The sequence below is a fragment of the Desulfonatronum thiosulfatophilum genome (genome assembly GCF_900104215.1).
Lineage (GTDB): Bacteria > Desulfobacterota > Desulfovibrionia > Desulfovibrionales > Desulfonatronaceae > Desulfonatronum > Desulfonatronum thiosulfatophilum.
This window is the reverse complement of the sequence record NZ_FMXO01000016.1, coordinates 25,020-50,689: the sequence shown is the minus strand read 5'-3', so window position 1 is coordinate 50,689 and position 25,670 is coordinate 25,020. Positions and strand designations below refer to the sequence as shown.

The 25,670-nt window shown below is 54.1% G+C and carries 24 protein-coding genes; 8 read left to right on the top strand and 16 right to left on the bottom strand.

Going from position 1 to position 25,670, the window contains the following annotated elements; genetic code table 11:
- The first annotated feature begins 86 nt into the window (after nucleotides 1-86).
- Complete coding sequence (locus BLP93_RS13440) at nucleotides 87-722, top strand: class I SAM-dependent methyltransferase (protein WP_092122771.1); 636 nt, start codon at nucleotides 87-89, stop codon at nucleotides 720-722.
- A 510-nt stretch (nucleotides 723-1,232) separates the two neighbouring features.
- Here BLP93_RS13440 and BLP93_RS13435 read toward each other — a convergent pair.
- A complete protein-coding gene (locus tag BLP93_RS13435) occupies nucleotides 1,233-1,499 on the bottom strand; it encodes a hypothetical protein (protein WP_092122768.1) in 267 nt (88 codons plus the stop codon).
- A gap of 217 nt (nucleotides 1,500-1,716) precedes the next feature.
- Nucleotides 1,717-2,715, bottom strand: coding sequence for a replication initiation protein (locus BLP93_RS13430; RefSeq protein ID WP_092122766.1), 999 nt, complete (start codon nucleotides 2,713-2,715; stop codon nucleotides 1,717-1,719).
- Between the two features lie 932 nt (nucleotides 2,716-3,647).
- Between BLP93_RS13430 and BLP93_RS13425 the strand changes: the two genes are divergently transcribed.
- The 6 genes from BLP93_RS13425 to sbtM all read left to right on the top strand — a co-directional run bounded on the left by BLP93_RS13425 (nucleotide 3,648) and on the right by sbtM (nucleotide 12,884).
- A complete protein-coding gene (locus tag BLP93_RS13425; protein ID WP_244148759.1) occupies nucleotides 3,648-7,304 on the top strand; it encodes a chemotaxis protein CheB in 3,657 nt (1,218 codons plus the stop codon).
- Nucleotides 7,294-8,961: a sensor histidine kinase gene (locus BLP93_RS13420; protein ID WP_092122760.1), complete on the top strand. Its 1,668-nt coding sequence runs from the start codon at nucleotides 7,294-7,296 to the stop codon at nucleotides 8,959-8,961. The genes BLP93_RS13425 and BLP93_RS13420 overlap by 11 nt, the downstream gene beginning before the upstream one ends.
- 26 nt (nucleotides 8,962-8,987) lie before the next feature.
- Nucleotides 8,988-9,761: an SAM-dependent methyltransferase gene (locus BLP93_RS13415; protein ID WP_092122757.1), complete on the top strand. Its 774-nt coding sequence runs from the start codon at nucleotides 8,988-8,990 to the stop codon at nucleotides 9,759-9,761.
- 333 nt (nucleotides 9,762-10,094) lie between these two features.
- On the top strand, nucleotides 10,095-10,283 hold the full coding sequence (locus BLP93_RS13410; protein ID WP_092122753.1) for a PLDc N-terminal domain-containing protein: 189 nt from the start codon (nucleotides 10,095-10,097) through the stop codon (nucleotides 10,281-10,283).
- 552 nt (nucleotides 10,284-10,835) lie between these two features.
- The gene (gene sbtA / locus BLP93_RS13405; protein WP_153304289.1) at nucleotides 10,836-11,093 is read left to right on the top strand and encodes an SbtA family thio(seleno)oxazole RiPP natural product precursor; all 258 of its coding nucleotides are present in this window, start codon (nucleotides 10,836-10,838) and stop codon (nucleotides 11,091-11,093) included.
- 126 nt (nucleotides 11,094-11,219) lie between these two features.
- On the top strand, nucleotides 11,220-12,884 hold the full coding sequence (gene sbtM, locus BLP93_RS13400) for a thio(seleno)oxazole modification radical SAM maturase SbtM (protein ID WP_092122747.1): 1,665 nt from the start codon (nucleotides 11,220-11,222) through the stop codon (nucleotides 12,882-12,884).
- Between the two features lie 20 nt (nucleotides 12,885-12,904).
- Here the strand turns inward: sbtM and BLP93_RS13395 are convergent, their stop codons facing one another.
- The 14 genes from BLP93_RS13395 to BLP93_RS13330 all read right to left on the bottom strand — a co-directional run bounded on the left by BLP93_RS13395 (nucleotide 12,905) and on the right by BLP93_RS13330 (nucleotide 23,906).
- Nucleotides 12,905-13,156, bottom strand: a complete 252-nt coding sequence (locus BLP93_RS13395; protein ID WP_092122744.1) for a YgaP family membrane protein — start codon at nucleotides 13,154-13,156, stop codon at nucleotides 12,905-12,907.
- Nucleotides 13,157-13,365: 209 nt separating this feature from the next.
- A complete protein-coding gene (locus tag BLP93_RS13390; protein ID WP_161946336.1) occupies nucleotides 13,366-14,880 on the bottom strand; it encodes a multiheme c-type cytochrome in 1,515 nt (504 codons plus the stop codon).
- A gap of 838 nt (nucleotides 14,881-15,718) precedes the next feature.
- Complete coding sequence (locus tag BLP93_RS13385) at nucleotides 15,719-16,894, bottom strand: glycoside hydrolase family 3 protein (RefSeq protein ID WP_092122738.1); 1,176 nt, start codon at nucleotides 16,892-16,894, stop codon at nucleotides 15,719-15,721.
- 30 nt (nucleotides 16,895-16,924) lie between these two features.
- Nucleotides 16,925-17,371: an arsenate reductase ArsC gene (locus tag BLP93_RS13380; RefSeq protein WP_092122735.1), complete on the bottom strand. Its 447-nt coding sequence runs from the start codon at nucleotides 17,369-17,371 to the stop codon at nucleotides 16,925-16,927.
- Between the two features lie 272 nt (nucleotides 17,372-17,643).
- Nucleotides 17,644-18,942, bottom strand: a complete 1,299-nt coding sequence (locus tag BLP93_RS13375) for a permease (RefSeq protein ID WP_092122732.1) — start codon at nucleotides 18,940-18,942, stop codon at nucleotides 17,644-17,646.
- Nucleotides 18,943-19,048: 106 nt separating this feature from the next.
- The gene (locus BLP93_RS13370) at nucleotides 19,049-19,531 is read right to left on the bottom strand and encodes a thioredoxin family protein (protein ID WP_092122729.1); all 483 of its coding nucleotides are present in this window, start codon (nucleotides 19,529-19,531) and stop codon (nucleotides 19,049-19,051) included.
- A 32-nt stretch (nucleotides 19,532-19,563) separates the two neighbouring features.
- On the bottom strand, nucleotides 19,564-20,268 hold the full coding sequence (locus BLP93_RS13365) for a cytochrome c biogenesis CcdA family protein (RefSeq protein ID WP_092122726.1): 705 nt from the start codon (nucleotides 20,266-20,268) through the stop codon (nucleotides 19,564-19,566).
- A gap of 7 nt (nucleotides 20,269-20,275) precedes the next feature.
- On the bottom strand, nucleotides 20,276-20,707 hold the full coding sequence (locus BLP93_RS13360; RefSeq protein WP_244148758.1) for a thioredoxin family protein: 432 nt from the start codon (nucleotides 20,705-20,707) through the stop codon (nucleotides 20,276-20,278).
- Nucleotides 20,707-20,940, bottom strand: coding sequence for a thioredoxin family protein (locus BLP93_RS13355; RefSeq protein ID WP_092122723.1), 234 nt, complete (start codon nucleotides 20,938-20,940; stop codon nucleotides 20,707-20,709). The genes BLP93_RS13360 and BLP93_RS13355 overlap by 1 nt, the downstream gene beginning before the upstream one ends.
- A gap of 18 nt (nucleotides 20,941-20,958) precedes the next feature.
- The gene (locus BLP93_RS13350; RefSeq protein ID WP_092122720.1) at nucleotides 20,959-21,324 is read right to left on the bottom strand and encodes an ArsR/SmtB family transcription factor; all 366 of its coding nucleotides are present in this window, start codon (nucleotides 21,322-21,324) and stop codon (nucleotides 20,959-20,961) included.
- Nucleotides 21,325-21,502: 178 nt separating this feature from the next.
- The gene (arsB, locus tag BLP93_RS13345; protein WP_092122717.1) at nucleotides 21,503-22,615 is read right to left on the bottom strand and encodes an ACR3 family arsenite efflux transporter; all 1,113 of its coding nucleotides are present in this window, start codon (nucleotides 22,613-22,615) and stop codon (nucleotides 21,503-21,505) included.
- Between the two features lie 28 nt (nucleotides 22,616-22,643).
- Complete coding sequence (locus BLP93_RS13340) at nucleotides 22,644-23,015, bottom strand: ArsR/SmtB family transcription factor (RefSeq protein ID WP_092122714.1); 372 nt, start codon at nucleotides 23,013-23,015, stop codon at nucleotides 22,644-22,646.
- 232 nt (nucleotides 23,016-23,247) lie between these two features.
- The gene (locus BLP93_RS13335) at nucleotides 23,248-23,670 is read right to left on the bottom strand and encodes a type II toxin-antitoxin system VapC family toxin (protein ID WP_092122711.1); all 423 of its coding nucleotides are present in this window, start codon (nucleotides 23,668-23,670) and stop codon (nucleotides 23,248-23,250) included.
- Nucleotides 23,667-23,906, bottom strand: coding sequence for an antitoxin (locus BLP93_RS13330; protein WP_092122708.1), 240 nt, complete (start codon nucleotides 23,904-23,906; stop codon nucleotides 23,667-23,669). Before BLP93_RS13330 ends, BLP93_RS13335 begins: the two co-directional genes overlap by 4 nt.
- Nucleotides 23,907-24,247: 341 nt before the next feature.
- On the opposite strand from BLP93_RS13330, the gene BLP93_RS13325 reads away from it, so the two are divergent.
- Entirely contained in the window at nucleotides 24,248-25,642 is a 1,395-nt protein-coding gene (locus tag BLP93_RS13325) for a heterodisulfide reductase-related iron-sulfur binding cluster (RefSeq protein WP_092122705.1), read from the top strand.
- Nucleotides 25,643-25,670 lie beyond the last annotated feature (28 nt).

Genomic DNA, 25,670 nt, shown 5'->3' with positions numbered 1-25,670 from the left:
TCAAATTCGGGAGGACATCCGTTTGCGAGCGGAAGAGGGTGTAGAAAACTGATGCCGTTGTTCGGTTGAGAGGAGTTGTATTGTTCATGGGTTTTGATTTCGGCCCGTATCAATTCGTAATGGAACCGGATGAAAAGATCCATTGGAACATGGATTTTCCGCATATCCAGATTCTCTATGGTCTGGCTATGATGCCGGGGTTGCTCAACGTTGTGGAGATCGGCAGCTTCCGGGGCGCCAGCACCGCGGCGTTTATCCAGTCCCAGAAGGATGGAGCCGGCTTTCATCTGCATGTCGTGGAAATCAAGCCGCGTTGGCAGTTGATCGCTATATTGAACGAGATGCCGAAAACGCGCTGGAGCCTCTATACCGAGCCGATTCAGCACCTGGATCTGCCGACGCCTGACCTGATTCTGATCGATGGGGATCATGGCGCCCCCGCGTTGATTGATGCCCTGGCGGCGCTTTGTCTCGGATCAGGGATTATCGTGATGCACGACAGCCAAACCCATGTCACGATTACGAACAAAAACCATTGGGGAGCTCACCAGGCCGCGAAACTCTTGAAAATGCACAAGGATCGGGAGTGGTGGGAGGATTGCCGGCAGCGTCCTGGTATGCTGACGGAGCGGGGACTTTTCGTATCCTGGCCCAAATCCATGCCAGGAGTCCGGGAGTGTTTGGAGCGGAAAAAGCCGGTTGATGTGCAACTACTCAGCTGAGGTCCGGCTTTCCTTGATTTAGCGGCCTCGCAGACTCCTTCGCCGGTTTCGTAGCATCAAACCATTGCGTGAATAAACAGCATTTGGAGCTTCAAGTGCTTGGCAATGTTTGATGAACGAATCCTGGCTCAGTCAAACATGCGAGACCGCAAATCAAGGCAAGCCGGACCAATCCTGGGTACTTTATGCTGAATAGTTACGTTGATGTTAAACTTGAGCAGCCAGGATGTGGGCGTTGCATGGGAACGATGGCGGACGCTTCGAAGAGGCGTCTGCAGAATGAGGGAAGCAATCGGGAACTGCTGTAGCGCAAAGATGGACTGTCGATACCTTCCCGGATCATGCAGGTTGACGCGGTCTCTTGCGAAAAAAAGCACAAGTTGCCCCGGCACATAATTCGCTGTGGTTAATAGGAAATAGATGATACGATCGCTGATGATGCTGCGTTGGCATTTATTTTGTCATAACAACATGCCCTTGAATTGAGTTCGAAATAAGGTGGGTAATCGGTTACCGGGTCATTTGCGACGGGTATGACTTCTCGGTTTCTTTTGCGGAATGTAACAGGTACCGCAGATATTGATTTCGTATTTTATCTTTATTTGCTAATTCTTTAATAAATTTTTTTCTGATTTTTTCAAATGACCGGGCATGCTCTCGAATTGCCTCGATGGCTTGCGATTCCGGTTGTTGCTCGGAATCTCCCAGATCTTCATTCCAAAAATGGTTGTGCTCCATTTTCGTCTTTGCGGCCCGGACGTATTCCTGATCCGTCATTGCTCTCTCCCTTTTGTAAAAGTCTTTTACCTTTCAACCGTGGAGATGATCACCTGATTGTTACCCGAAAAATCACGTTGTTGTACGTTCAGTTAGATGCGTTCACGCCTCATAATAACAGCGAAATATCCAGCTGTGTCGCTTTCAATCTTCAGCAATTTTATTAGCCAGCGGGAACGCATCTGAATGTTCCCAAGATTTGCCGAATGCTGAGGCATCAATTCCCAATCAATGAATTCTTGTGCAATAACTCCTCGCGTAGTGCTTTCGAAATATACGTGCCGAGAGTGGTTTTCTTTTCCGTTGCCTGCTCCCATCGCAAACGCAATTTCGGGAGCAGATCGAGAATGAATCCGTTGTCGTGAGATCCGAGTTCCGCCAGTTGTCGCGATTGTTTTGGAGATACTCGGTATTCTTCGCGTAACATCCGAACTAGCGCGGAGTCCTGGGGTGATTGTGCGGACACTGAAGGCTTTCGGGATGTTCCATGAGATTTTCGCGTTGTTGCGCCCGAACCTTTGTTCTCCAGGATGTGGAAGATCAGAGCAACGATCCGGCGGCCTCGTTTCTTCTGCGAGTAGTCGACCAGGATGTCCGAAGCGGCGTTGATCTCCAAAATCGCGGGATCGAGGATCCATTTTCGCAAATCCACCAAGCGAGGATATTTGTCGGCCAAACCGAGTTTCCAGTGCAGTTCCTCGATCTCGAATTCCTGCTTCCCGATCTCCTTGTATTGTCTCAGCAGTTCATAGACGCGCCAAGTGGAGGGCTTTTGAAACTGATAGACGTCCTTGATGCGGTGCTTCGTGAATCGTTCGGTAAGGCCCATCAAATGCGGCAGCAGATTCTCATCAAAACGGAACCAGAGACGACCCTTCCCGTGGTCATATTTGCGGTTTGAAAGCAGGCCGACAGCGATTTCCGCGCCCGATTCGTCATCAAACTCGATGATTTTGCGAGTAAGGCGGTCTGCCAGGATCTTGATTTCCCGGTACGCATCTTGAGGGTTTATTCCGAAGTTTTCGACAAGAGCCGGGACATCAATCTCCATGTCGTACGGCTTGCCTTTTTCGGCCTTGAGGTCGTGGGGCAATCGTGACGCCGCGAAAGCCAGAAAACGCAATTCTTGAAGCCCCAGATCAGACATGGCGTCAACAAGAGCGTTGGTTTTAAGAGCATTTGATTTTACGAGAACAAAATCATCGTTCGTATTCATGTCATTATATTATAGTAAACTTTGGAGAACTTCAACTACTTCTCTCACTATTCTTAAAAATTCATAGTATTATAAATATTTATAAAATTTTTAGAAGTTTTTATTAGTTGTGATTTTTTGCTTTCGGCGCGCTCATGAGGACACACGAGGGGAATGGCTAGGTCTGCGATCTGCCCAAATCATGCCGCATTTGCCATGTTATTGACTACCGATTCTCTCAATATGCAGACTTGATTCACACGAGTAAAACTATTCCAAGGATTCAAGGCATTCTGCGCAGTGCAAAATCAGGAAATACTGAACATACCCCGCAGACTCAGTCCTCAGGGTTGCCGGGCAAGGCAGGAATAAATGGAGTTGGTTTCAGAATATCGAAGCCGAGGTGTTTTTTTTGCCGGTTGAATCCAGGACAAGAGCAAGCCATTCGCAGAGCCTGCTAACAAAAGGTATGGTTTGCATATGCCAACAACTTGACCTTTGAAGTAATTTTGGAGCATTACCATTGATAGCAGTGCCCGGCGGATCGTTCAAGGTATCCTTAATCTCTTCGTATTAGATCCGGATTGCTTTCCTCGCTGCTTTCCCGTTTTGTTCCGGTTTGCCATTGATAATGTCCATTGCAAATCATTCTCCGGCTTTGCAACATCCTGAGTTCAGTCTCCGACATGCTTGAACCTCTCAGCACAATATAGGCGCGGAATCATCGTGTCCTGGCTCAACAAGTATGCGAAGCCGCAAAATCAGCAAATTCAAATACTACGAATCAGAATGTTGAAGAGCTACGTTCCTGCCTATTAAAAAGTCACACATCAATTTCCTCCAGCGAAAGGTCCGTTATGCCTAAATCAACCTCCTCCAGTATGTTTAAACAAGATGTGCCATTCAATGATGCTACATCTTCAACTCACTCCAGGCCATCACTGTACGTTGCCGTGGGTGCATCTGCCGGCGGATTGGAAGCCATTGAGTCTTTTTTTTCAGGCATGGCCTCGGACAGCGGGCTGGCCTTTGTGGTCATCCAGCACCTTTCGCCTGATTATAAGAGTCTGATGGTGGAAATCCTTTCCAAAAAAACCGAGATGAAGGTGAATCGCGCCGAGGACGGGATGTTGGTCCTGCCCAATAACATTTATTTGATCCCGCCCAAGAAAAATTTGACCATTTTTCACGGAAAGTTGCTCTTGAATGATCAGGAGCATGTTCGAGGAATCATCAACCTGCCTATCGACATTTTTCTACGCTCTCTGGCCGAGGATCAGGGGGAAAAGGCAGTTGCCGTAATTTTATCCGGATCAGGCAGTGACGGGATGCGTGGAGTCCGGGTGATCAAAGAATTCGGCGGCATGGTCATGGTGCAAAGTGAAGATTCGGCCAAGTTTGACAGCATGCCCAGAGCGGCTGTTTCCACCGGGCTGGTGGACTTTGTTTTGCCGCCGGACGAGATGCCCAAACGATTACTGTCTTATGCCAAACATCCATTTGTGATCAAAGCGGAACGTTCCGAAACCGTGATCAGCGATGAGGATGCCCTGACGCGGATCTTTGCCATCTTGCGTGAGAAGTTCAAGGTAGATTTCACGTATTACAAGCCCAGCACGGTAACCCGGCGGATTGAACGGCGCATGTCCATCAACCGGATCGATGAGATCCGGGAATATGTGGCTTATATGCAAAACTATCCTGCTGAGGCCGCCACGCTTTTTCGGGAATTTTTAATCGGAGTGACCCGTTTTTTTCGGGACCGGGAAGTTTTCGACTATGTTCGGCGAGAGTGTTTGCCTGACGTCCTCGACAGGGCCGCCAATCGCGAAAGCAGGTTCTGGATTGCCGGGTGTTCCACGGGAGAGGAGGCGTATTCCATGGCCATTCTGGCCAAGGAATACATGCTGGAATCCGGAATCAACCGCGATCTGAAGATATTTGCCACGGACATAGATCGCAACGCGGTCCAATTCGCGGCAAACGGCGTCTACCCGGAAAGCATTGCCGCGGATATTCCAGAAGAGCTGATGGCCAAGTATTTCTACAAAAAAAAGGACAGCTATCAGATTTCACGGAACATTCGGGAAATGGTCGTCTTTGCCCAACACAATCTGATCAAGGATCCACCATTTACAAACATAGATCTGATCTCCTGCCGCAACTTGCTTATTTATCTGCAACCGGTCTTGCAGCGCAAAGTTTTTGAGTTTTTCAATTTTTCTCTGAACCTGCGTGGGATATTGGTTTTGGGCACCAGCGAGACGATCGGCGATATGGGCGATTATTTTGAAAATCTGGACCACAAATGCAAAGTTTATCGTACCAAGGGACGAATCAAGCACGGCAAGGATTCCAGTGAACTGCCGCAGGTTCCGAACCTTAATTATCGAGAATCCGGAAGACCTTTTACCGGAGCTCGCCGGGATCCGCGGAGCGGCGAGGATCGTGTTCTGGAACGTTTCATCGACGCGTTGAGCGAAGATTTCATACACCTGGCCGTGATTGTAAATGAGCAGATGGAAGTATTGCATATTATCGGCAATACCGAAGGCTACTTCAAACTGCCTTCGGGCAAGCTCTCCACGGATATTTCCAAGATGGCGGCCAAGGATCTGGCCATTCCCTTGTCCACGGGCATCCAAAAGGTTTTTCGCAAACAGGAGTCGCTGCGTTTTTCAAACATCAGGCTGCGCCATCAGGATGGCTTCAAGATGGTGGATTTGCGGATCAAGCCGTTGCCGCAAAAGAAAGGACAGGAGCCGCTGGTGGCCGTTTTTCTGAATGAGGTCAGAAAGCCGGCGACCTCTGATTCGACGCAGAGCGTACAGACCTATGATCTTTCTCACGAGGCCGAGCAGCGCATCAACGATCTGGAGCAGGAACTGCAATTCAATCGGGAAAACCTGCAGGCCACGGTGGAGGAGTTGGAGACGGCCAATGAGGAACTTCAGGCAACCAACGAAGAGCTGCTGGCCAGTAATGAGGAATTGCAATCCACCAATGAAGAGCTGCAGTCCACCAACGAAGAGCTGTACTCGGTGAATTCCGAGTACCAGTCCAAGATCATGGAACTGAGCGAACTGCATAACGATGTCGACAATTTGTTGAGTGCCAGCCAGATCGGACAGCTTCTGCTGGACGAGAATATGGAGATTCGGCGCTTTTCTCCGAAAATAACAGAGATTTTTAAGCTCTTGGATGGGGATGTTGGACGTCCTTTAACACACATTTCCCATAACCTGGAGAATGTCGATCCGATCCGGATCATCGAGGAGGTGCATCGGCACGGCAACCTGGAGGAGCTGGAGGTCCGAGCCGGGAATGGCCAGTGGCACCTGATGCGGGTCATTCCCTATGCCGTGGGGCCGAAGGTTTTTTCCGGAACCCTGGTCTCGTTTGTGGACATCACCAAAATCAAGGAGGCGGAAGACGCGCTGCGGGCCAGCGAAACAAAGCATCGACAGCTCTTTGAGACCATGTCCCAGGGAGTGGTCTATCATTCCGCTGATGGCGCCATTATCTCAACCAATCCCGCGGCCGAGCAGATTCTGGGCCTGTCTCTGGAACAGATGCTGGGCAAGACATCCATGGATCCGCGCTGGAAAATGATTCACGAGGACGGTGCCGAGGTCCCAGGGACGGATCATCCGGCCATGATCGCCCTGCGCACGGGGCAGAAGCTGGGGCCCGTGATCCGCGGCGTGTTTCACCCGGGCAAGAACACGCACATCTGGCTGGCCATTACCGCGATTCCGCTTTTTCAGCCTGGCGAAACAACGCCTTTTCAAGTCTATGCAACATTTGAAGACATCACGGAGAAGCGTAAAGCAGAGCAGGATTATCAAACGTTGTTCAAGAAGATGCTCAATGGCTTCGCGGTGCACGAGATCATCTGTGATTCACTTGGTAATCCCATTGATTATCGATTTCTTGCGGTCAATCCCGCCTTTGAGAAGATGACCGGATTCAAGAGCGACCAGATTGTCGGCAAGTCTGTCCTTGATGTACTTCCGGATACGGAAAAGCATTGGATCGAGTCCTATGCACATGTCGCCATCACGGGGGAGCCGATTACATTTGAAAATTTCACCAGGGAATTGGACAAGCATTTCCTGGTCTCGGCCTTCAGACCTGCTCCAAATCAGTTTGCCTGCATCTTTGCGGACATCACGGATCGCAAGCTGGCTGAAGAACGGGCTCAGGCCGCGCATCAACGGTTGATGACGGTTTTGGACAGCATCAATGCCCTGATTTATGTCGCGGATATGCAAACCCATGAAATTCTGTTCATCAACAAATACGGGCGCGGAGATTTCGGGGATGTCGTGGGCATGAATTGCTGGAACGTCCTGCAAGAGGATCAGTCGGGCCCATGTGATTTTTGCAACAACGAAAAGCTCCTTGATGCCGACGGACATCCAACCGGCATTCATGTCTGGGAATATCACAATATGAAAACGGGCAAGTGGTACAGCTGCTTTGACAGGGCCATTGAATGGGTGGACGGTCGAATGGTGCGACTGCAAAGCGCCTTTGAGATTACGGAGCGAAAAAGACTCGAGGGGGAACAAACGAAACTCATCGAGGGAGAAGGACATGTTGGATAATTTTGATGAAAGCTCGCGCAGTTTGCGCATGCAGGCTGAAGCGCGTTTGGAAAAGACATCCAGGACGGTTGAAAATCTTTCTCTGCCGGAGATCAAGGCCCTGATCCATGATTACCAGGTCCATCAGATCGAATTGGAAATCCAAAACGAAGAATTACGCGAAACCCAGAAGCAGCTTGAGCTGGCTCGTGATCGCTACGCCAGACTCTTCAATGATGCACCGGTCGGGTATCTGACCATCGATGAGACCGGGATCATCGCCCAGACCAATGAGACTTTTGCTGCGATGGTCGGACGTGAGCCCTCTTACTTGTCCGGCAAAGCCTTGGTTGATTTTATTGATTCCGCGGATCGATCCGCTTTTTATGGTCGGTTCAAGGCCTTTTTTAAAAATCCCCAAGGGAAGCACCTTGATTTCAGGCTCTATGGCAAAGGCGGCAGTCCAGCCGTGCGCTGCGTTGGGAGAATGGAAAAGGAAATCCATGTTCAGCCGGAACAAAATGCTCGCCAGCACCTGCTTCTCATTCTTACCGACATCAGTGCGCAGGTCCGGGCTGAGGAGGCTCTTCGGGAAAGTGAAGAACGCAATCGACTCCTCTCCGATGTGACCCTGGAAGGGATCGTCATTCACAAGAACGGAGTCGCGAGAGACTTGAATCCCGCAATGACCAAGTTGTTCGGCTATAATCGAGAAGAACTTCTGGGGGTGAATATCCTGGAGCTTCTCATTCATGAGGAAGACCAAGACATTGTCCACTCCAACATCGTCAAGGAGTATGCCCAGCCGTACAGTATCCGGGCAGTTAAAAAGAGTGGAGAGTTTTTTCACGCCGAGCTTGAAGCGCGAAATTTCGAAACCCGGGGAGAAATCCTAAGGGTTGCCGCTGTGCGCGACATCTCGGATCGCAAGCTGGCTGAACAGGAACTCGCCAAGATCAATGAACAGTTGCAGCGAGCGATTGCGGAAAAAGATACGTTTTTTTCCATCATCGCCCACGATTTGAAGTCTCCCATATCCGCATTTACAGCGTTGACTAAACAGCTCCTCGATGACGGCATCAACTGGACGATGGAAGATATTCAGACCGCGACGGCCATATTGCATAAGAGCGCTCTGCGTTTAGCAGACCTTCTGGAGAATCTCCTGAATTGGGCACAGATGCAACGAGGACTGGTGGCCTATGAGCCCATGCCGTGCCGGTTAGGTGACATCGTCAGACAAAATGTTGGGTTTCTCCATTCCATAGCCGATCAAAAGGAAATAATGCTTCATAATGAGATTGCTGATGATATTCTTGTGCATGTTGATCCGCCGATGATCAGCACGGTCGTTCGCAATCTCTTGTCGAATGCCTTGAAGTTTACTCGTAGGGGGGGGAATGTTTGGATCTCAGCCGAACGGCAGGGAGCCGTGGTCAAGGTCGCGGTTAAAGACGATGGAATGGGCATGGACGAGAATATGGTATCCAAGCTGTTTATGCTGAATCAGAATATTATGAGACTCGGTACCGAGGGAGAAAGACCCACCGGTCTGGGGCTTATCCTGTGTAAGGAATTCATAACAAAACATGGCTGTGACATATGGGTGGAAAGCAAGGCCGAGAATGGGGGCACGACGTTCCACTTCACCCTTCCTGCGGCACGCAGCAACCATTGAGAGAACATAGCAACCGAGGAACGACGATGGACATGTTCAGTGCCCGGTTCTGGGAGATTTTTTTCGAAGTCTATGAAGCCCTGCCCCGGCAGGGACCGGGCAACCACGCTTGCGCCGCAAGAGCGCTCAGTCTTTGTGGAGATCTTCCTCCATCTCCGGTGATCCTGGATCTGGGATGCGGTGTCGGCGGGCAAACGCTGCATCTCGCGGAACTCACCTCCGGCGATATCGTCGCCCTGGACAACCATGCGCCGTTCATTGAACGGTTGCGGGCGAGGATCGAAGAGCATGGGCTGGGATCACGTATTCGTGCCCTGATCAATGACATGGCCCAGCCGGACCTTCCGCCGGAAAGCTTCGACCTGATCTGGTCCGAAGGCGCGCTCTACAACATCGGAATCGAGAACGCTCTCAAAGTGTGCCATGGACTGCTCCGCCCCGGCGGCCGCCTCGCCTTCACCGACGCGGTCTGGCGCAAGGAGAACCCGCCGCCAGAGATCAAGGCCAGCTTTGATCTGGATTATCCGGCAATGGGCGCCGCGGGCGATATCGTTACGGCATTGGAAATGCATGGATACGAGCTGCTCGGCCGCTTCAATCTGCCGGATGAAGCCTGGTGGGCCGGCTTCTACACGCCGATGGAGCAACGCATCGAGGAACTGCGCAAAAAATACGTCGGATCCGGCCACCCTCTGACCGTACTTGACCAGCTTGCGAAGGAGCCTGAAATGCATCGCCAATATTCGGACTTTTATGCGTATGAGTTTTTCGTCGCCCGGGTCCGGAAAATCAGGATCTAAAAAAGCCTTCTGATCAAGTCTCCCGCTGTTTAAGCGGCTATCCCGGTCGCATGTCCTTCAGTACCTCGAATTGGGCGGCCTTGTAACTGCTCATACAAGCCGCTCCAGCCTGCGAGTTGCTTTGCAACAGGATTCCGGCTTTGCCGGGCATGACTTCAATGATTACGTTTTAAAAACGTCATGCGCGTGAAGGAGTGCATCCAGGCCATGATTGCTTCAATCTTTGAGCAGTTTCCAGCACTTGAAGCATGTTACGGGGGTGCTGGAAGATTTTCGAATTGGGAATTTAAGAACGTGTTGCCAACCTGCTGATGGATAGCAAGGAGGAATGTTATGGGAATCGAGATAGGTGGAATTTTTGGATTAATTCTGTTGATAGCCGGTATTTGGGCCATTGTGCAGACCGTCCAAAGCAGAGCGAGCACCGGAGCAAAGGTCTTCTGGGTCGTGCTGATCCTTCTCCTGCCGTTTCTCGGACTGGTCATCTGGTTTTTCGCGGGTCCGCGATCGGCCAGATACTGAACTGGCCGGACCTCCATCCAATCCGCGGCAAGCATCATCTTCCCTCTTGCCTGCCAGGGAAATGCATGTCCCATCTCATCAAAAAAAGCTCGCACCGTCCGCTGGCACAGTGGACGGTGAAGCGTAGCTGTAAAACCATGGCAACTACTCAGCTGAGGTTCGGCTTGCCTTGATTTTGCGGCCTCTCGGACTCCTTCGCCGGCTTCGTAACATCAAACCATTGCGTGAAGAAACAGCATTTGGAGCTTCAAGAGCTTGGCAATGGTTTTGATGAACGAATCCTGGCTCAGTCAAACATGCGAGACCGCAAAATCAAGGCAAGCCGGACCAATCTTCTGTACTTTAAGAATATGCTGAATAGTTAAAAACCATTATTTGATTACTTTCGGATTGCTTGCCAGTGGAAGCTGTGAAGCTCGCTGCCGACCCATTTGTCCCATGAACAAAGGAGGACGCCAAAGATGATCACGTGGCTAAGTTGTTGGTGCACCGTTTGGTTTCTCTGCGCCTGCACCGGCAATGCTGAAGCATCTTGAAACCAAGGAGGTTGTCGTGGAAAAACAGGACGTGAAAACCTACCTGGCCGGACTGTGTCTGGCCGCCTTGCTGACCGGAGGCGCGATGGCCGCTCCCGGACCGGCATTTGGAAGCGGTTCCGGCTGTTCCACCAATGGAACAAAGGCGGAAACCAGTGGCAGCGGCGGGGATACTCCGGGAGATGAGCCGAATGGAGAACTTCCGGACGATGAACTGCCGGATGACGAACCGGCGGACGAACCGGCGGACGAACCCGCGGGCAGCGGAGCCTGAGAAGGCAGAGGCAGCTGATAAGGCTGCGCCGGGAACAGGTTGTTCCCGATTATTGATCCGTTCGTTCGCGCCGGACATCCGAACTGCAAGCTCCGGCGCGGACGGACAAAAGCAGGACCCATTCCCATGACTGACCGAGAAACAACCCTGCAAGATATATTTCCCGCCTGTCGCCGGCTGGTTGACTCCGCGACGTGGCCCCTCCTGACATCAAACGTGGACTCTCACCTGGAGGGGGAAGCAGCCTGGGATCGCTTTTCTGAGATTGTCGTCTCCCTGGCAGGGACTTTGAACCTTCCGGATTATCTGGGAGCACTGGCTGAACTCGAATTTGCCCTGCACCGGTGCGCCCGGATGCGGGATCTGGCTTCGCTTGATGTAGAGAAGAGGCAACTCAACCCTTCCCTGAGGATTCTCGAGTCGCAATGGATCGGCCTGCCGGGCGTGCTTGCATCGAAACACGGTCAGGACCCCGCAATCGTCCCGGGATGCGACGTGATACTGGTCTGGTTTGATCCGAAGAGAGGGAAAACCAGAGTTCAGTCGGCTGACGACGCCACACTGACAGGGTTGAAAATCGTCAGTGACGGTCTGCATGTTGGGAAGGCCGCGCTGGAATACCGAGTTCCTCTGTCCAGCCTGCACCAAGCCGTGGACAAGGCCATCAGCAAAGGGCTCGTTTTAGCTCCGAAGTCCCGCCTGCGCCGGAATCCTGCCATTTTTGAGGCAAAGGAAAAACATCTTCAGCGTTTCATGACCGCCCGGGTCTTTACCCTGCAATGGCACATCACCCAGGCCTGCGACCTGCACTGTCGCCACTGCTACGATCGCTCCGCCCGCGACGTCATGACTCTGGACCAGGCCATATTCGTCTTGGATGAGCTGGAAGGATTCTGCCGGGACCGCAACGTCCGGGCCAAGGTGACCTTCACCGGCGGTAATCCGTTGATGTATCCGGATTTTGATGCATTATACCTGGAAACCGCCAACCGAGGCTTTCCGGTCAGCATTTTGGGCAACCCCACGACCAGGCAACGTCTGGAGAATCTCCTGGCTGTCCAGCGTCCCACCCACTATCAGGTCAGCCTGGAAGGATTACGAGAACATAACGATCACATTCGTCAAGCAGGGTATTTCGACCGGGTGATGAAATTTATGCCCCTGCTCAAGGACCTGGGCATTCCCTCCCAGGTCATGCTCACTCTGACCAGGGACAACATGGATCAGGTGCTGCAACTGGGCAAACTGTTGTCAGGGGTGACGGATTTGTTCACATTCAACAGATTGTCGGCGGTGGGAGAGGGAGCTGCACTGCTCATGCCCACGCCAGAAGAATATGAACATTTTTTGCGGACATTCCTCCAGGAGTGCTCAGACAATGCTGTTTTGGGCCTCAAAGACAACCTGATCAACATCATCCGCGAGGAAGAAGGACTGAAGTCATTTGGCGGGTGTACGGGCTTCGGGTGCGGAGCCGCCTTCAATTTCGTCACTTTGCTCTCCGACGGGGAGGTCCACGCTTGTCGCAAGTTTCCTTCTTTTCTGGGAAATGTTTTCGAGCAGGGGCTTTCACGGTGCTACGATTCTCAAGCCGGACAACGTTACAGGGCCGGAAGCGCAGGCTGCCGAGGATGTGAGCTGCTGCCCTCCTGCGGAGGGTGCCAAGCCGTGGCCTCCAGTCTTGGGCTCGATCCCCACATATATCGCGATCCCTATTGCTTTCGTGGACAGGCAGGGCGACGTGCATCGGCAAGTGATATAAGCTGTTCAGCACCTTCCGATCTCAAGTAGCCGGATCAGGCGTTCGCCAATCAGCGTGGAATGCCGATACAACTATTGTCCCGAAGTTTTTCCTGCGTCGAGCGAGTGTCGATTCCGAGATATCCGCTCAGCGGGCAAACCCTGGTGATCGCGCTTTCAATCAGGCTTACTCCGGCCAGCATGGACAGCAGGCCGAGTGAACGACCTTTGCTTCCCCCCAGACGGCTAAATCCCTTTGCCAGCAAGACAGACCCCAACACGCCTCGAACCGCTTGATCCAAACTTCCCACATTCTCTTTCATATCAACCTCCAGGTTTGATCTGTAATCAAATATCTAAGCCGTGACAGGCGGACTGGCAACCGCATCACCGAACTGGAGGGTCAGATTGGTCGCATATTTGGGTCCGGGTGCGGAGGATCAGCTCTGGGATGAGTGAAGACTGGCGGCAAGACAACCGTTTGATCAAGCGTGGTCCGGAGAGGGCGCCGGCTCCGGACCACGCTGTGAGGTCAAGGGATCGTCAATTCGGCGCGGGTCATTTCCAGGGCAGGGACTTCGATCCCCTCAATCCCCAACCCTTCGGCCACTTCCTGGCTCATGGACCGATACATCAGGCGGATGAGTACATGGATTTCGTCGTCGTCATGTACTGCCGGGACTCGGAACAGTTGTTCGTCATGCCCTTTTGCCGGGATACGATGGTCATAGCCGATTTCTTCCGCCACCCAACTCTTTGGCGTCAGATTGCCCTCGGCGTCCTTGAAAATCTTGCGATAAAACTTGGCGCCAGGATCGATGCGATTGCTTTCGGTTACGTGGCCGGATCGAAAAATTTCTTCTCCCGATCCATTCTTTGCGGTCACTTCCAGCCACATCTTGCGGATGTAGGTTACTCCCGTGGGAATCTTGTGACCGGCTCCCACGTTTTTCACCCGGGCGATAATTTCCACGCCGTTATTCGTACGGAACACTTCCGTTTCCAGCTCAGCCGCCGCCTCGAGCATTTGCCGCGAGAGGGCCGCTTCCTGCTGGTTGCCCATTTTTTCATGAAAAAAGACGCTGCCTCCCTGGAAGAAATGGGTAGCCACATGGTCCCGGTCTTCGCCCATGAAGCTGGATCTGCCGGGATTTTTCTCCACGCCCGGTCCCGGCGTCATATGGCAGTCCTGGCAACGTATTCCCTCTTGAGCGTAGGGCCCAGCTTTCCAATCGTCGTATGTGTCAATCACAGGTGCGCCGGATGTCGGGTGCACCACGTTGTGACAGGCCCCGCAGAATGCAGGGTCGGTGTGGATTTTGGAAAATTCTATTTCATGATACGACGCCCAGCCGTCTCCCTTGGGGCCGCGCTTCACGTCTCCCGGATCAGAGATGGTTTGGACGTTGAACGGTCGAACCACTTTTTTGACCGTATGGCAGTAGTCGCAGGAAACGCCTTTTCTGGAAGTCTCGTCCATCTGACTTCCGTCCGGCGGCGGGAGTTGTCCGGTTCGGACACCGATAGGCGCATGGCATTCACCGCAGAAGATGTCCGTGAATCCCTCACTTTCCCGGCTGGCTTGAATGTAGTCCGGCTGATAAAATATGTTCTCCCAGGCATATCGATGCTTGCTTTGTGACCAGGCATCGAAAATCTCCTGGTGACACATTTCGCAGTTCTCCGGATCCTCAAACGCTCCTGCCTCGAATCTGTTCATTTCCGCAAGATCTTGTTCCTTGTCCCTTTTTTCAGTCTGATTTCGCGATTCAGACGAATTGCTTCTTGCCGGAATCATCATGTTGGAATTGGCATCGGCCTGATCGAGATTTGCCGTCCGTCCCGTGTGTTCCCCGGTGATGCCCGGCAAAAGATCGGTAGTCTGGCCGCTGTTGCCGGTAAGATCGTCATCAATTGAAAAACCCGCAGCCATTACGGAGTCGGGGTCACCTGCCATCGGCGGATTGAAATTCAAGGCATCATTGGCTTCCCTGGCGGGGGCTTGCATTGCGGATACGGATTTATGGATATAATCGCTGGATGTCATGATTATCCACGTGCCCACCAAGAAGACAAAAAAAATGACGAGCCTTGGCAATACGTGTTGGAAAGGGTTTTTGAGTGAGATCATCGAGGATTTTTTTTTCATGGAATTCTCCCTTTTTCAAAATCCGGATTGCGGCAAGCGTTGATCGTGATCAAGATCGCATGTCCGATGTCGCCGTCAAATAGCTCAACATTGTGGTATAGGTTTCATTGTTGAAGAGTAAGCCGTTGTCACAGAGGGGTCAAATCGTAAACTTCCTTATTCGTGAAGGCTTCACGCTGATGCAGAGGAACATGGATAATTTGTCGCATCGACCAGGAGCATCGACGCTGGCCTAACTGATAGCTTTTCATGTTCGTACTCGCAGTTTCGTTTCTGGTCATGCTCCTCGCGGGCCGAGACTATGAATGGCTCACTCCGGCTCTGCCCTGGCTGCTCGTACTCGTGCCCCATGTCCCTGCTCGTCGTGTACGAGTCCGGCCGGCGCTTTCAGCAGGGAGGCGCCTAAATGCTGTCCCAGTTAACGCAACGGTTCGATGCTACGAAGCCGACGAAGGAGTTGCGATGCGAAAAACGAGACAAGCCGGACCGCTGGTGAATAGTTACGCGAATTATTTTTCATGGGGATAATCCTATGGGCACGGTGCGCCAAGAACGTATAGTTTAAGATCGTTGCAGAAGTTGTTCAAAACCGGGTAACGGTTTTGGACAGGCCCCCTTTTCATTTGCCGCTACCCGACAAATGAAAAAACTTCCTTCCTTGGCGACCTTTGCGACTTGAGCGAAGCGGGCGGTTCAAATATCTTCTGTTTGGGTTGCGGGCTTGGTACGCGTTAGATCAATATGCGTCGCAGAGCCTGCAGTCCTGGTCACCCCGGTCCACCAGCCGGTTTTTGAGATGCATGATCCTGTTGTAGGATTCGTTGATTCGCGATTCGGGCACGCGGCCTTCCCGGACCAGCTTGACGATGATGTCCAAGGCCTGTTCCGCGATATGCCCGTCATAAGTCAGGTTGTTGCCGAACATGATAATGTCCGTCCCGGCCAGGATGGTGCGTTCCAGAACTATTTCCAGGGGATAGTTATCGGTGATGGCCTGCATCTGCATGTCGTCGGCGACAACCACCCCCGAATAGCCCATCTGGTCGCGCAGCAGGCCCTGGATGGTGGAGATGGAGAGGGTCGCCGGCCAATCCGGGTCGAGTGCGGCGTTAAAGACATGGGCGGCCATGACCATGTCCGCGCCATATGAGCCAAGAATTTTCCGGTAGGGTTCGAGTTCAACATTGGACCAGGTTTCGGTCACGTCGATGAAGCCAAGGTGCTTATCCGCAGTGGAGCTGCCAAGGCCGGGAAAATGTTTGAGAGCGCAAAAAACACCCTCGAGCTGATGCATGACCAGCACTTCCAGGGCATGTTCGGCAACGACCTTCGGATCGGCTGAAAAACTGCGCTCCAACCTGCCAATGACAGGGCTGTCCGGATTCACGTTCACATCCACTACTGGCGCCAGATTCACGTTGATTCCCAGTTCAGCCAGAGTCTGCGCGGTCTGCCGGGCCGTAAGGGCCGGATCGTTCCGGTTTCCGAGCCATTGCTGGGAGTCCGTGGGGGAAAAGCCGAATTCTTCCTGGAGACGACTGGCCCGACCGCCCTCCTGATCGATAACCACAAAAAGCGGCATGTCCGGGTCCATGGCCTGGAGGTTGGCCACCAGCCTTTTTAGCTGCTCGGGCGAAGCAATATTGCGCTCCGGGCTGTTCAGGGCCTTGTCATGATCAAACAAGATCACGCCGCCGATTCGTCCTGATTGGATGTCCTGGACAATGGGAGATGCGTCGTCCACTTCCAAACCGCGAAAGCCAACCAGCAGCATCTGGCCGATTTTTGTCTCCAAAGGCACGTCCAATCGCGCTTCGGCCGCGACGGACAACAGAGAGAGGCCGAGCAAGGATATCGCCAGATATCGAAGAAAGCGCCAGAAGCGTGGATCAGATCCTTGAGGAAGAAGCATTATTTTGAGAAGTGATTTCTCCACCTCAGGTTATGCCCCTTCCGGGATATCGCCGAGGGATTCGGGCAGGGTCCGCACATAGTCGCGGATTTCATCGCGCACCCGGCGGTAGTGGTCCAGAGCCTCTTCTTCATTGCGAGCGGTCTTGGCAAGCGTGGGCGGATCGTCGAAGCCCACATGGAGCCTCGCGGTTTTGGCCGGGAAGAACGGGCATGTCTCCTGGGCGTGCCCGCAGAGGGTGATCACGTAATCGAATTCCAGGTCCGGAAGATCATCTAGGGTTTTTGAGGCCTGTGAACTGATGTCCACCCCGGCTTCGGCCATGACCTTCACGGCCAGGGGGTTGAGGCCGTGTTTTTCAATGCCCGCGGAATAGACTTCAATGGAATCGTTTTTCAGATGCCTGGTCCAGCCTTCAGCCATCTGGCTGCGGCAGGAGTTGCCCGTGCAGAGAAACAGAACACGCTTTTTGGACATGACAACCTCCTTGGATTTCCTGTTGGATGTTGGCGAACTAACGCAACCCAAACAGAAGATATTTGAACCGCCCGCTTCGCTCGAGGCGCAAAGGTCGCAAGGAAGGCAGGAAGTTTTTTCATTTGCCGGGTAGCGGCAAATGAAAAGGGGGCCTTGTCCAAAACCGTTGCCCGGTTTTGGACAACTTCTGCAAGGTCTTAAACTTTGCGTTCTTGGCGTCTTTGCGGTTCAAACTTTCTTGTTTGTTCTGACAGGGTCACAGGAATATGTCACTATCCCCAGAAATGACCGTAGATCATCCCGCTGATGGTGGCCATGACAATCACTAGGCTGACGAAGACCAGGGTTTTTTGCGTGCCGATGACGCTGCGGATGACCAGAATGTTTGGCAGGCTCAAGGCCGGTCCGGCCAGAAGCAGGGCCAAGGCCGGCCCCTTGCCCATGCCGCTGCCCAGCAGCCCCTCAAGAATGGGCACTTCGGTCAGGGTGGCGAAGTACATGAACGCCCCGGCAAAAGAGGCGAAGAAGTTCGCCCCAAGGGAATTGCCGCCCACGGCCGCGCTGACCCAGGCCGAGGGGATCAGCCCCTCTTCGCCCGGACGCCCGAGCAGCAGTCCGGCCGCCAGTACGCCAATGAACAGCAGGGGCAGAATTTGCTTGGCAAAGATCCAGGATGTGGAAAACCACTGACCCAGTTCGTCCTCCCGGGTGCTGATCACCATGGACAGGCCGACAAACCCGGCCGTGAAAGCCAGAATCGGCAGGCCCGGAAATGCAAGGGCCAGAGCGGCAGTGGGCAGCACGACCATGAACATCCGGGACCAGGGCAGTCCGAACCACGCGGGCAGGATAACGGCCAGACCCAGTCCGGATATGGCCGTAAGCAACCATTTGTTCGCGTAAATGGTCTGCCAGATTCCGGCTCCTTCACTGGGCGCACCCCAGTTGGCGAAGACCAGAATGCCGATCATGCTCAGGAAATAGAGTCCGTTTTGGCCAAGTCCGCGCTTGGGCTCTTCATCGGGCAGAACCATATTTGCGGTCTTGTCCGCCTCTTCCCGGCGATAAAGCATGTGCATGATCAGGCCGATGACCACGGCAAAAAAGATGGCGCCCACAGCCCGGGCTATGCCCAGTTCCGGGCCGAGAACCTGGGCCGTGAGCACGATGGCCAGGATGTTGATGGCCGGCCCGGAATACAGAAATGCCGTGGCCGGGCCGATGCCCGCGCCCATCCGGTAGATGCCCGCGAACAGGGGCAAGATGGTGCAGGAGCAGACGGCCAGAATGGAGCCGGAACAGGATGCCACGCCGTAGGCGCAGGCCTTGTTCGCCTGGGGGCCAAGGTAGCGCAGGATGGAGCTCTGGCTGACGAACACCCCGATGGCGCCGGCGATGAAAAAGGCCGGGATCAGGCAGAGCAGGACGTGCTCCTGAGCGTACCAGCGAGCCAGGTGCAGCGCCTCCTGAACGGCATTGTCAAAACGAGGCTCGCCCACGGGCAGGTAGAATATGGCCATAAAAACGACCACGATGGCGGCCAGTGGCTTCCATTCGGATTTCCAGTTCATGTGTGCGCCTTGTTCATCGGATGTGCATATTTGAAATAACGGAGCAGATCAGGAGTAATAAAGCCCTGGAGCGTCTCCCGAGAGGCGGGTTTCAAGGATGACCCCCTCAGCCTGTCGCCTCCACCTCGATCCCCAACCGTCGCCATTGCCGCAAGATGTCCTGCTTGGACATGAAGCCTTCGTGGCGAAAGAGTTCCTTGCCTTCGGCATCATAGAAAATCTGGGTCGGAATCATGCGCACGCTGAATTGTCGGCCAGCTGCCGGATTCTTCCAAACGTCGATGAAATGCGTGGCGAAGAGGTGGGCGTATTCGACCTTCAATTCCTGGAGGATCGGGGCCATCATCTTGCAGGGCAGGCAATTGTCCGCTCCCAGATCCACTAGGCGCGGCAGGGGGGATGGGTTGCCCGGCAGCAGACTCTGGTCCAGTTCGATGTTCGATTCGTGGGCGGACTGTTCCCCCAAAGATTGGAGGTCCACGGCGGCCGTATCGTTGAGCTGGTCCGCCTGGTGCTGATGGATCAGCACAATGGTTCCGAGCAGGGCGACCAGGACAACCACTATGCCGATTATTGTTTTTGAACTCATTGCAATTCCTTATTCATGACGTATCGTTGGTTCTAGATTTCCAGGAACGGCAGGGCGATGAAGTACAGCCCCAGCAGGCCGATGAGCGTACCCGCGCCTCGCTTGAACCACAGGCCGCCTGTGGCCATGGATCGGCTTTCCAGGATGCGCCGGACAAGCGCCGTGGAGCTGCCGGCGATGACAATGGGGATGCAATGGCCGATTCCGAAGAGCACGATCAGCAGAATGCCGTTGGCGAACTGCTCCTGAATGGTGATGATGGCCAGAATCGGGGCAATGAAGCCGAAGGTGCAGGAGCCGGAGAGTACACCATAGGCCAGCCCCAGAATCAGGGCTCCGGAAAGCCCGCTGACCTTGAGCTTGCTCATCAGTCCCGTGGACATCGAACACCTGGACACGCCGAGCATGTCCAAGGCGACCCAGATCAGGATCAACCCGACCAGGATGGTCCACCAGGGACCGATGTCGCCCAGCATTCTTCCCAAAAGAGCGGTGACAATGCCCACCAGGGCAATTGTTATAAACAGGCCGAACGAGAAAAGCCCGGCGTATCCGGCGGCGGCACGGCCCTCGATGAGTTTGTTCTGTCCGGCCACGTAGCCGACGATGAGCGGGATGGAGGCCAGATGGCAAGGGCTGAAGAACACGCTGACCATGCCCCATAAAAAACTTCCGGCCATGGCAAAGCCCGTTCCGCTGGTGATCCACATGTTCAAGGTGATGAAAAACTGGTCCATAAAAAACCTATTCAACGCCGAGCTTGGCCATTTCAGCCTCGATGGACTTTTTGTCCATGAATCCGATGTGCCGCTTCGCTTCGTTGCCGTTTTGATCGTAGAAGATCAACGTGGGGATGACCTGGATGGCGTAATGGTCAATCAAGGTGAAGTGGCGGTGCAGATCGATGAAAACGATTGCCGCCCGCCCTTCGTATTCCCGCTGAAGCTCCTCACGGATGGGCACCATCAATCGGCATGGAACGCAGTTTTTGGCACCGAAACTGGCCACGGTGACCATGCCTGGCACCGGCGCTTCTGGCGGCGCCTCCTCCTCGGCCCAAGCTGGAATGGTAATGCTCACCAGCAACGCCATGAGGCAAAACAGCAGTGGCCTGACTTTCGAGCAGACGGTCTTCATTCGTGGCTGAAAGCGCTCGGGCTGAAAAAGAAAGCTCATTATCCGTTGATCCAGCCGAGAACGTCTTTCTTGGTCGGCAACTTGCCTACGACCTTGACCGTGTCGTCCACCACGATGGCCGGAGTGCTGAACACGCCGTACCGCATGAATTCCTGCATGTCCGTGACCTTTTCCACTTCCACGGGCTTGCCGGACTCGGCCACGGCATCCGTGACAACGCGCAACGCCTCCGCACACTTGGGGCAGCCTGGACCTAATACCTTGATTTTCATAAAATCTCCTCTTCTGGTTCAATGTTTTTGATTCGCAACCATATGCCGATTATTGTGTTCTGAATCCTGCCTTCGGTCGCCGCACAATATGCACGCATGTTCCTCGATCCTGCGGGCATTGAAACGGTCCACGCAGCTAAGAAATCCTTTCACGCACTCCATGCGCAGATAATAATACACATTGGCTCCGCGTTTTTCGCAGCCCACGATGCCGGCCTCCTTGAGCACGGACAAGTGCTTGGAAACGGTGGAAACGTCCGCTCCGACGAGTTCGCGAAGTTCACAGACGCAGCGTTCCCCGGCAAACAGGGCGTCCACCAGCAAAATCCGGCTGGGATGGCCCAGAGCCTTAAAGATTCTGGATCGAAATTCATTCTTTTGCATTACGCGTCCTGTTCCTGTTTTTGATATTTGGCAAATTAGCCAAATGATCATCGATCGTCAAATGTGCACGTCCAATGGCTTGGGTTTGTTTACCACATACAATTTTTCAATCCTTCAGTACCCACTCCGGCAGTAACGCGTGCCGGAGCGGGATGTCGCTTTGAGCGGATTTCTCGTGCTAAGACTTCGCCTCCACCTCGACCGGCTTGCAGGTCACATGGCAGACTCCGGTGGGCGTATGCACGGCGAAGGGGAAGTACTTGCGCTTGAACCACAGGGCCACGTGGACGAGACCGATGAGCACGGGCACCTCCACCAGCGGCCCGATTACCGCGGCAAAGGCCACGCCGGAATGAATGCCGAACACGCCGATGGCCACGGCGATGGCCAGCTCGAAGTTGTTGGAGGCCGCGGTGAAGCTCAGCGAGGTGGACTGCTCGTAGGTGGCATTGAATTTCATAGACAGAAAAAAGGATATTACGAACATGACCAGGAAGTAGATCAGCAGCGGAACAGCCACCCGGACCACGTCAAAGGGCAGCTGCACGATGTACTCGCCCTTGAGGGAAAACATGACAACGATGGTGAAGAGCAGGGCGATCAGGGTGAAGGGGCTGATGAAGGGTACGAATTTTTCCTGGTACCACTGCTCGCCCTTGGCCCGGACTCCGTAGAGCCTGGAGAAGATGCCGCCGGCAAAGGGAAGCCCCAGGTAGATCAGCACGCTGATGGCGATTTCCTTCATGGTAATGTCCACGAGGGTTCCCTCGAAGCCCAGCCACCCGGGAAACACGGTCAGAAAGAGGTAGGCGTAGACCGAGAAGAGCAGGATCTGAAAGACCGAGTTGAAGGCCACCAGTCCGGCGCAGTATTCCCGGTCGCCCTTGGCCAGGTCGTTCCAGACGATGACCATGGCGATGCACCGGGCCAGGCCGATGAGGATCAGGCCGACCATGTATTCATGATGGCCGGAGAGGAAGGTCACGGCCAAAAGGAACATTAGAATCGGGCCGATGATCCAGTTCTGGACCAGGGACAGCACCAGCACCCGGGTATGGCGGAAAACCAGGTGCATCTTGTCGTACTGAACCTTGGCCAGGGGCGGGTACATCATTACGATCAGGCCGATGGCAATGGGAATGTTGGTGTTGCCGATCTGGAAAAGGCCGATAAAGTCAGGAATGACCGGGAAAAGATATCCGGCCCCCACGCCCACGATCATGGCCAGAAAAATCCACAGGGTCAGGTAGCGGTCCAGAAAGGACATCTGTTTGGCAACGGATTCGCTCATTGCACGCTCCTCAAAATGAATTGAAACTCTACGCGGAACATTCCGCACCTTTTCTCTGACGACGGCACAGTTCATCCGGATCGCAGGCCAGGACGGTCTTCAGGCTTTCTCTGTCCGCTTGAATATCTGGCGACGAGACCAAGGATTCCTTCAACCATAGTTGCAACATTTTTGGGAATTGCTCAGCCAGGCGATAGTAAATCCAGCGGCCCTGCTTTCGGTTCCGGACCATGCGGGCAGCCAGCAGGATGCTCAAGTGCCTGGAGACCGTGGCCCCGGCCAGGCCGAGCATCTCGGTCAACTGGCAGGCGCACAGCTCATCATGCTCCATGAGCGCGGCCACAATCCGCATTCTATTCCCGTCTGCCAGCCCTTTGGTCATGGCAAGTGTGGATTCCATGGATGGCTCCTTAAATATTTATATAGCTAAAAGACGAAATGAAAAATAGCCATGGCTTTGATGTCCGTCAAGACTCCGGGCTGCACATCCCAGAGAACCGATGGCCGTGAAGGCTTCACGGGCTTTTTCCAACACATTGATGATGCGTCTTCACGCAACTGCGGCTCGCCCCTCCGACTCGAAGGCAAAAGTTCCGCATGGGAAAGAGCCCAGCCCGAATTAATGTAAGGGGTCAGGAAGGATCGCTTTCAAGCCAATCAACCGTCACGAGGCCGGGAACGTGACGAAACTCTTTCGTATTCGCGGACACGAGAATGGAGTCCTCGGCAAGAGCTTGAGCCGCGATAAGCATGTCATTGGGGCCGATGGGGGACCCGTTCTGCTCCAGATGCAAACGCAACCGGGCATATTGTTCATCCGCCGGCGGCTCGAGAGGCAGAACGTCCATGGCGGCGAGAATTGCTTCAACCTGCGCGGACAGCCTTGGAGCGTTGCGCTTGGCGGCGCCGAAGCGCAGTTCACAGGCAACAATTATGGATGTGAAAACAGCCTGCTCGCCATGTTCACGAATGCGCTGCGCAACAATGCCCTGGGGATGTCGGACGAGATCCGAAAGGATGTTTGTGTCCAGGAGAAAACGATGCTTCAGCTTCATAAGTTTACATCATCCAAGGGTGGAGTTCCGGAATCAGTATCCGGGAAATCCTCTTCAATATCGGACAATGTGGCCAGCGTAGCCAACAAGCCTTTTCTCTTTACCGGTTCGATCACCAGACGATCATCCTCACGGCGAATGATAGCCGTATCCGCATCCAGTTCAAACTCTCTGGGGATACGAATGGCCTGGTTCCGGCCATTGCGAAAAAAACGAACATGACGCTCTGATTCCATGCATACTCCTTCTGCTGAGCCCAGCATATGTTTGTGCATAGGCCGGCGGGGGTTTAGGTGTCAAGAGATTGAAATCAAGGTGATCCGTTAGATCGCTTGCACCATGGATGTGAACAGCTGCACGCTGTGAAAGACTGGAGCTGTCCAGGCTGGGCCTTTGTATGCTAGACGTCCTGCCAGCGGAAGCCGGTACCAGGCACTGCCCGGAGTATTTGCGCAATTACATTAAAATATTTAGTTAACTTAGAACTTTTGCTTCGTGACGATCTGGGACTTGTTGATGGATGATGCGGCGTGTCGGCATCAGATGAAAAAGTCAAGATCGTTGGAGATTTGTTGCCATGAAATCCGATGTGCCTGAAAAACTGATCCGGAATGTGGTCGCGGCCTGCGGGTCGTGTGAGGATTGTCGGTATTATATCGAGGAGGCCTGCCTGTTTCTGCCGGAGCTGTTCCGCCTGCATGACCGCAAGCGGGAGGGAGGCGGGGAGGCGAGCGAGGAAGAGCTGCGCCAGCTGTGCGATTTGTGCAACCTGTGCGGGCTGTGTCCCTGTCCCAAGATCCGAAGCGAGATCATGGCCGCCAAGGCTGCCTATGCCGAGCGGGACGGACTGCCCTTCAGCGTGCGGGCCCTGCAGGACGTGGGGCGGATCGGCAAACTGTGCGGCGCGTTTCCGCGCCTCGGCAACCTGATGATGGCCAATCCGGTGACCTCGTCACTGATCAAGCGGACTCTTGGGATGCATCCGGATCGAAGAATGCCGGCCGTACCCCGGGAAAACTTCGACCGCTGGTTAGACACGCGTTCAGCCAGCCGGAAAAACAAGGCCGCTCCGGATGCCCGCAAGGCGATCTACTACCCGGGATGCACGGCTCGCTATCTATTCCCGGAAGTGGCCCGAGCCGCGGTGGAGGTTTTGGAGGCCTTCGGAGTGGAGGTGGTTGCGGCCGTGGGCGAACCGGAGGGCGAATGCTGTGGCATGCCCCCTCTTCTGGAGGGGGATCAGCCCATGGCCCTGAAGCTGGTCTCTCGCAACCTGCAATGGATGGCGGAGCATGTGGCCGCCGGGTTCGACGTGGTCTGCTCCTGCCCGACGTGCGGGTATTTTTTCAAGCATCTCCTGCGGGAAGGGGCCTATTATTCACAGGCGTATCAGCAGCAGGCCGGGGCGGACGCGAACCGGCTGCTCATTCCCGCGGGCATGGGCATTACCGGGCCACGGCAAGGGGACATGGTCGTCCTGCACCGGGCCACCTACGGGCCGATCCTTCAGGACAAGGGATTGTTTTCCGGTCTTGACCCGCTCCAACGCATCGCCGTTGGTGAGCATGCCTTTGACCTCGGTGAGTATCTGGCGAGGTTGGCCGGCGAGGGCCGATTCCCGGAAACGGCGCGCGCCGTTCCGCGCCGGGCGGTCTACTACCCGCCCTGCCATCTCCGGGAACAAAAGATCGGCTACCCCTTTCTTAATCTGTTGCAACAGGTTCCCGAACTTTCCGTGACTCCGCTGACGGGAACGCTGCACTGCTGCGGCATGGCCGGGATCATGGGCTACAAGAAGCAGTTTCACCAGCCCAGCCTGGATCTGGGCGCACCGCTCATGGCCAGAATCCGGGCTCATGAGCCGGAAGCCATCCTCACCGAATGCCTGAGCTGCCGCCTCCAGTTCCAGCACATGGACGACATCCCGATTCAGCATCCCATTGAAGTGCTGCGGGAAACGCTTGCCGAGTGAGTACGCCGCTTAGGGATTGAGCAACCGA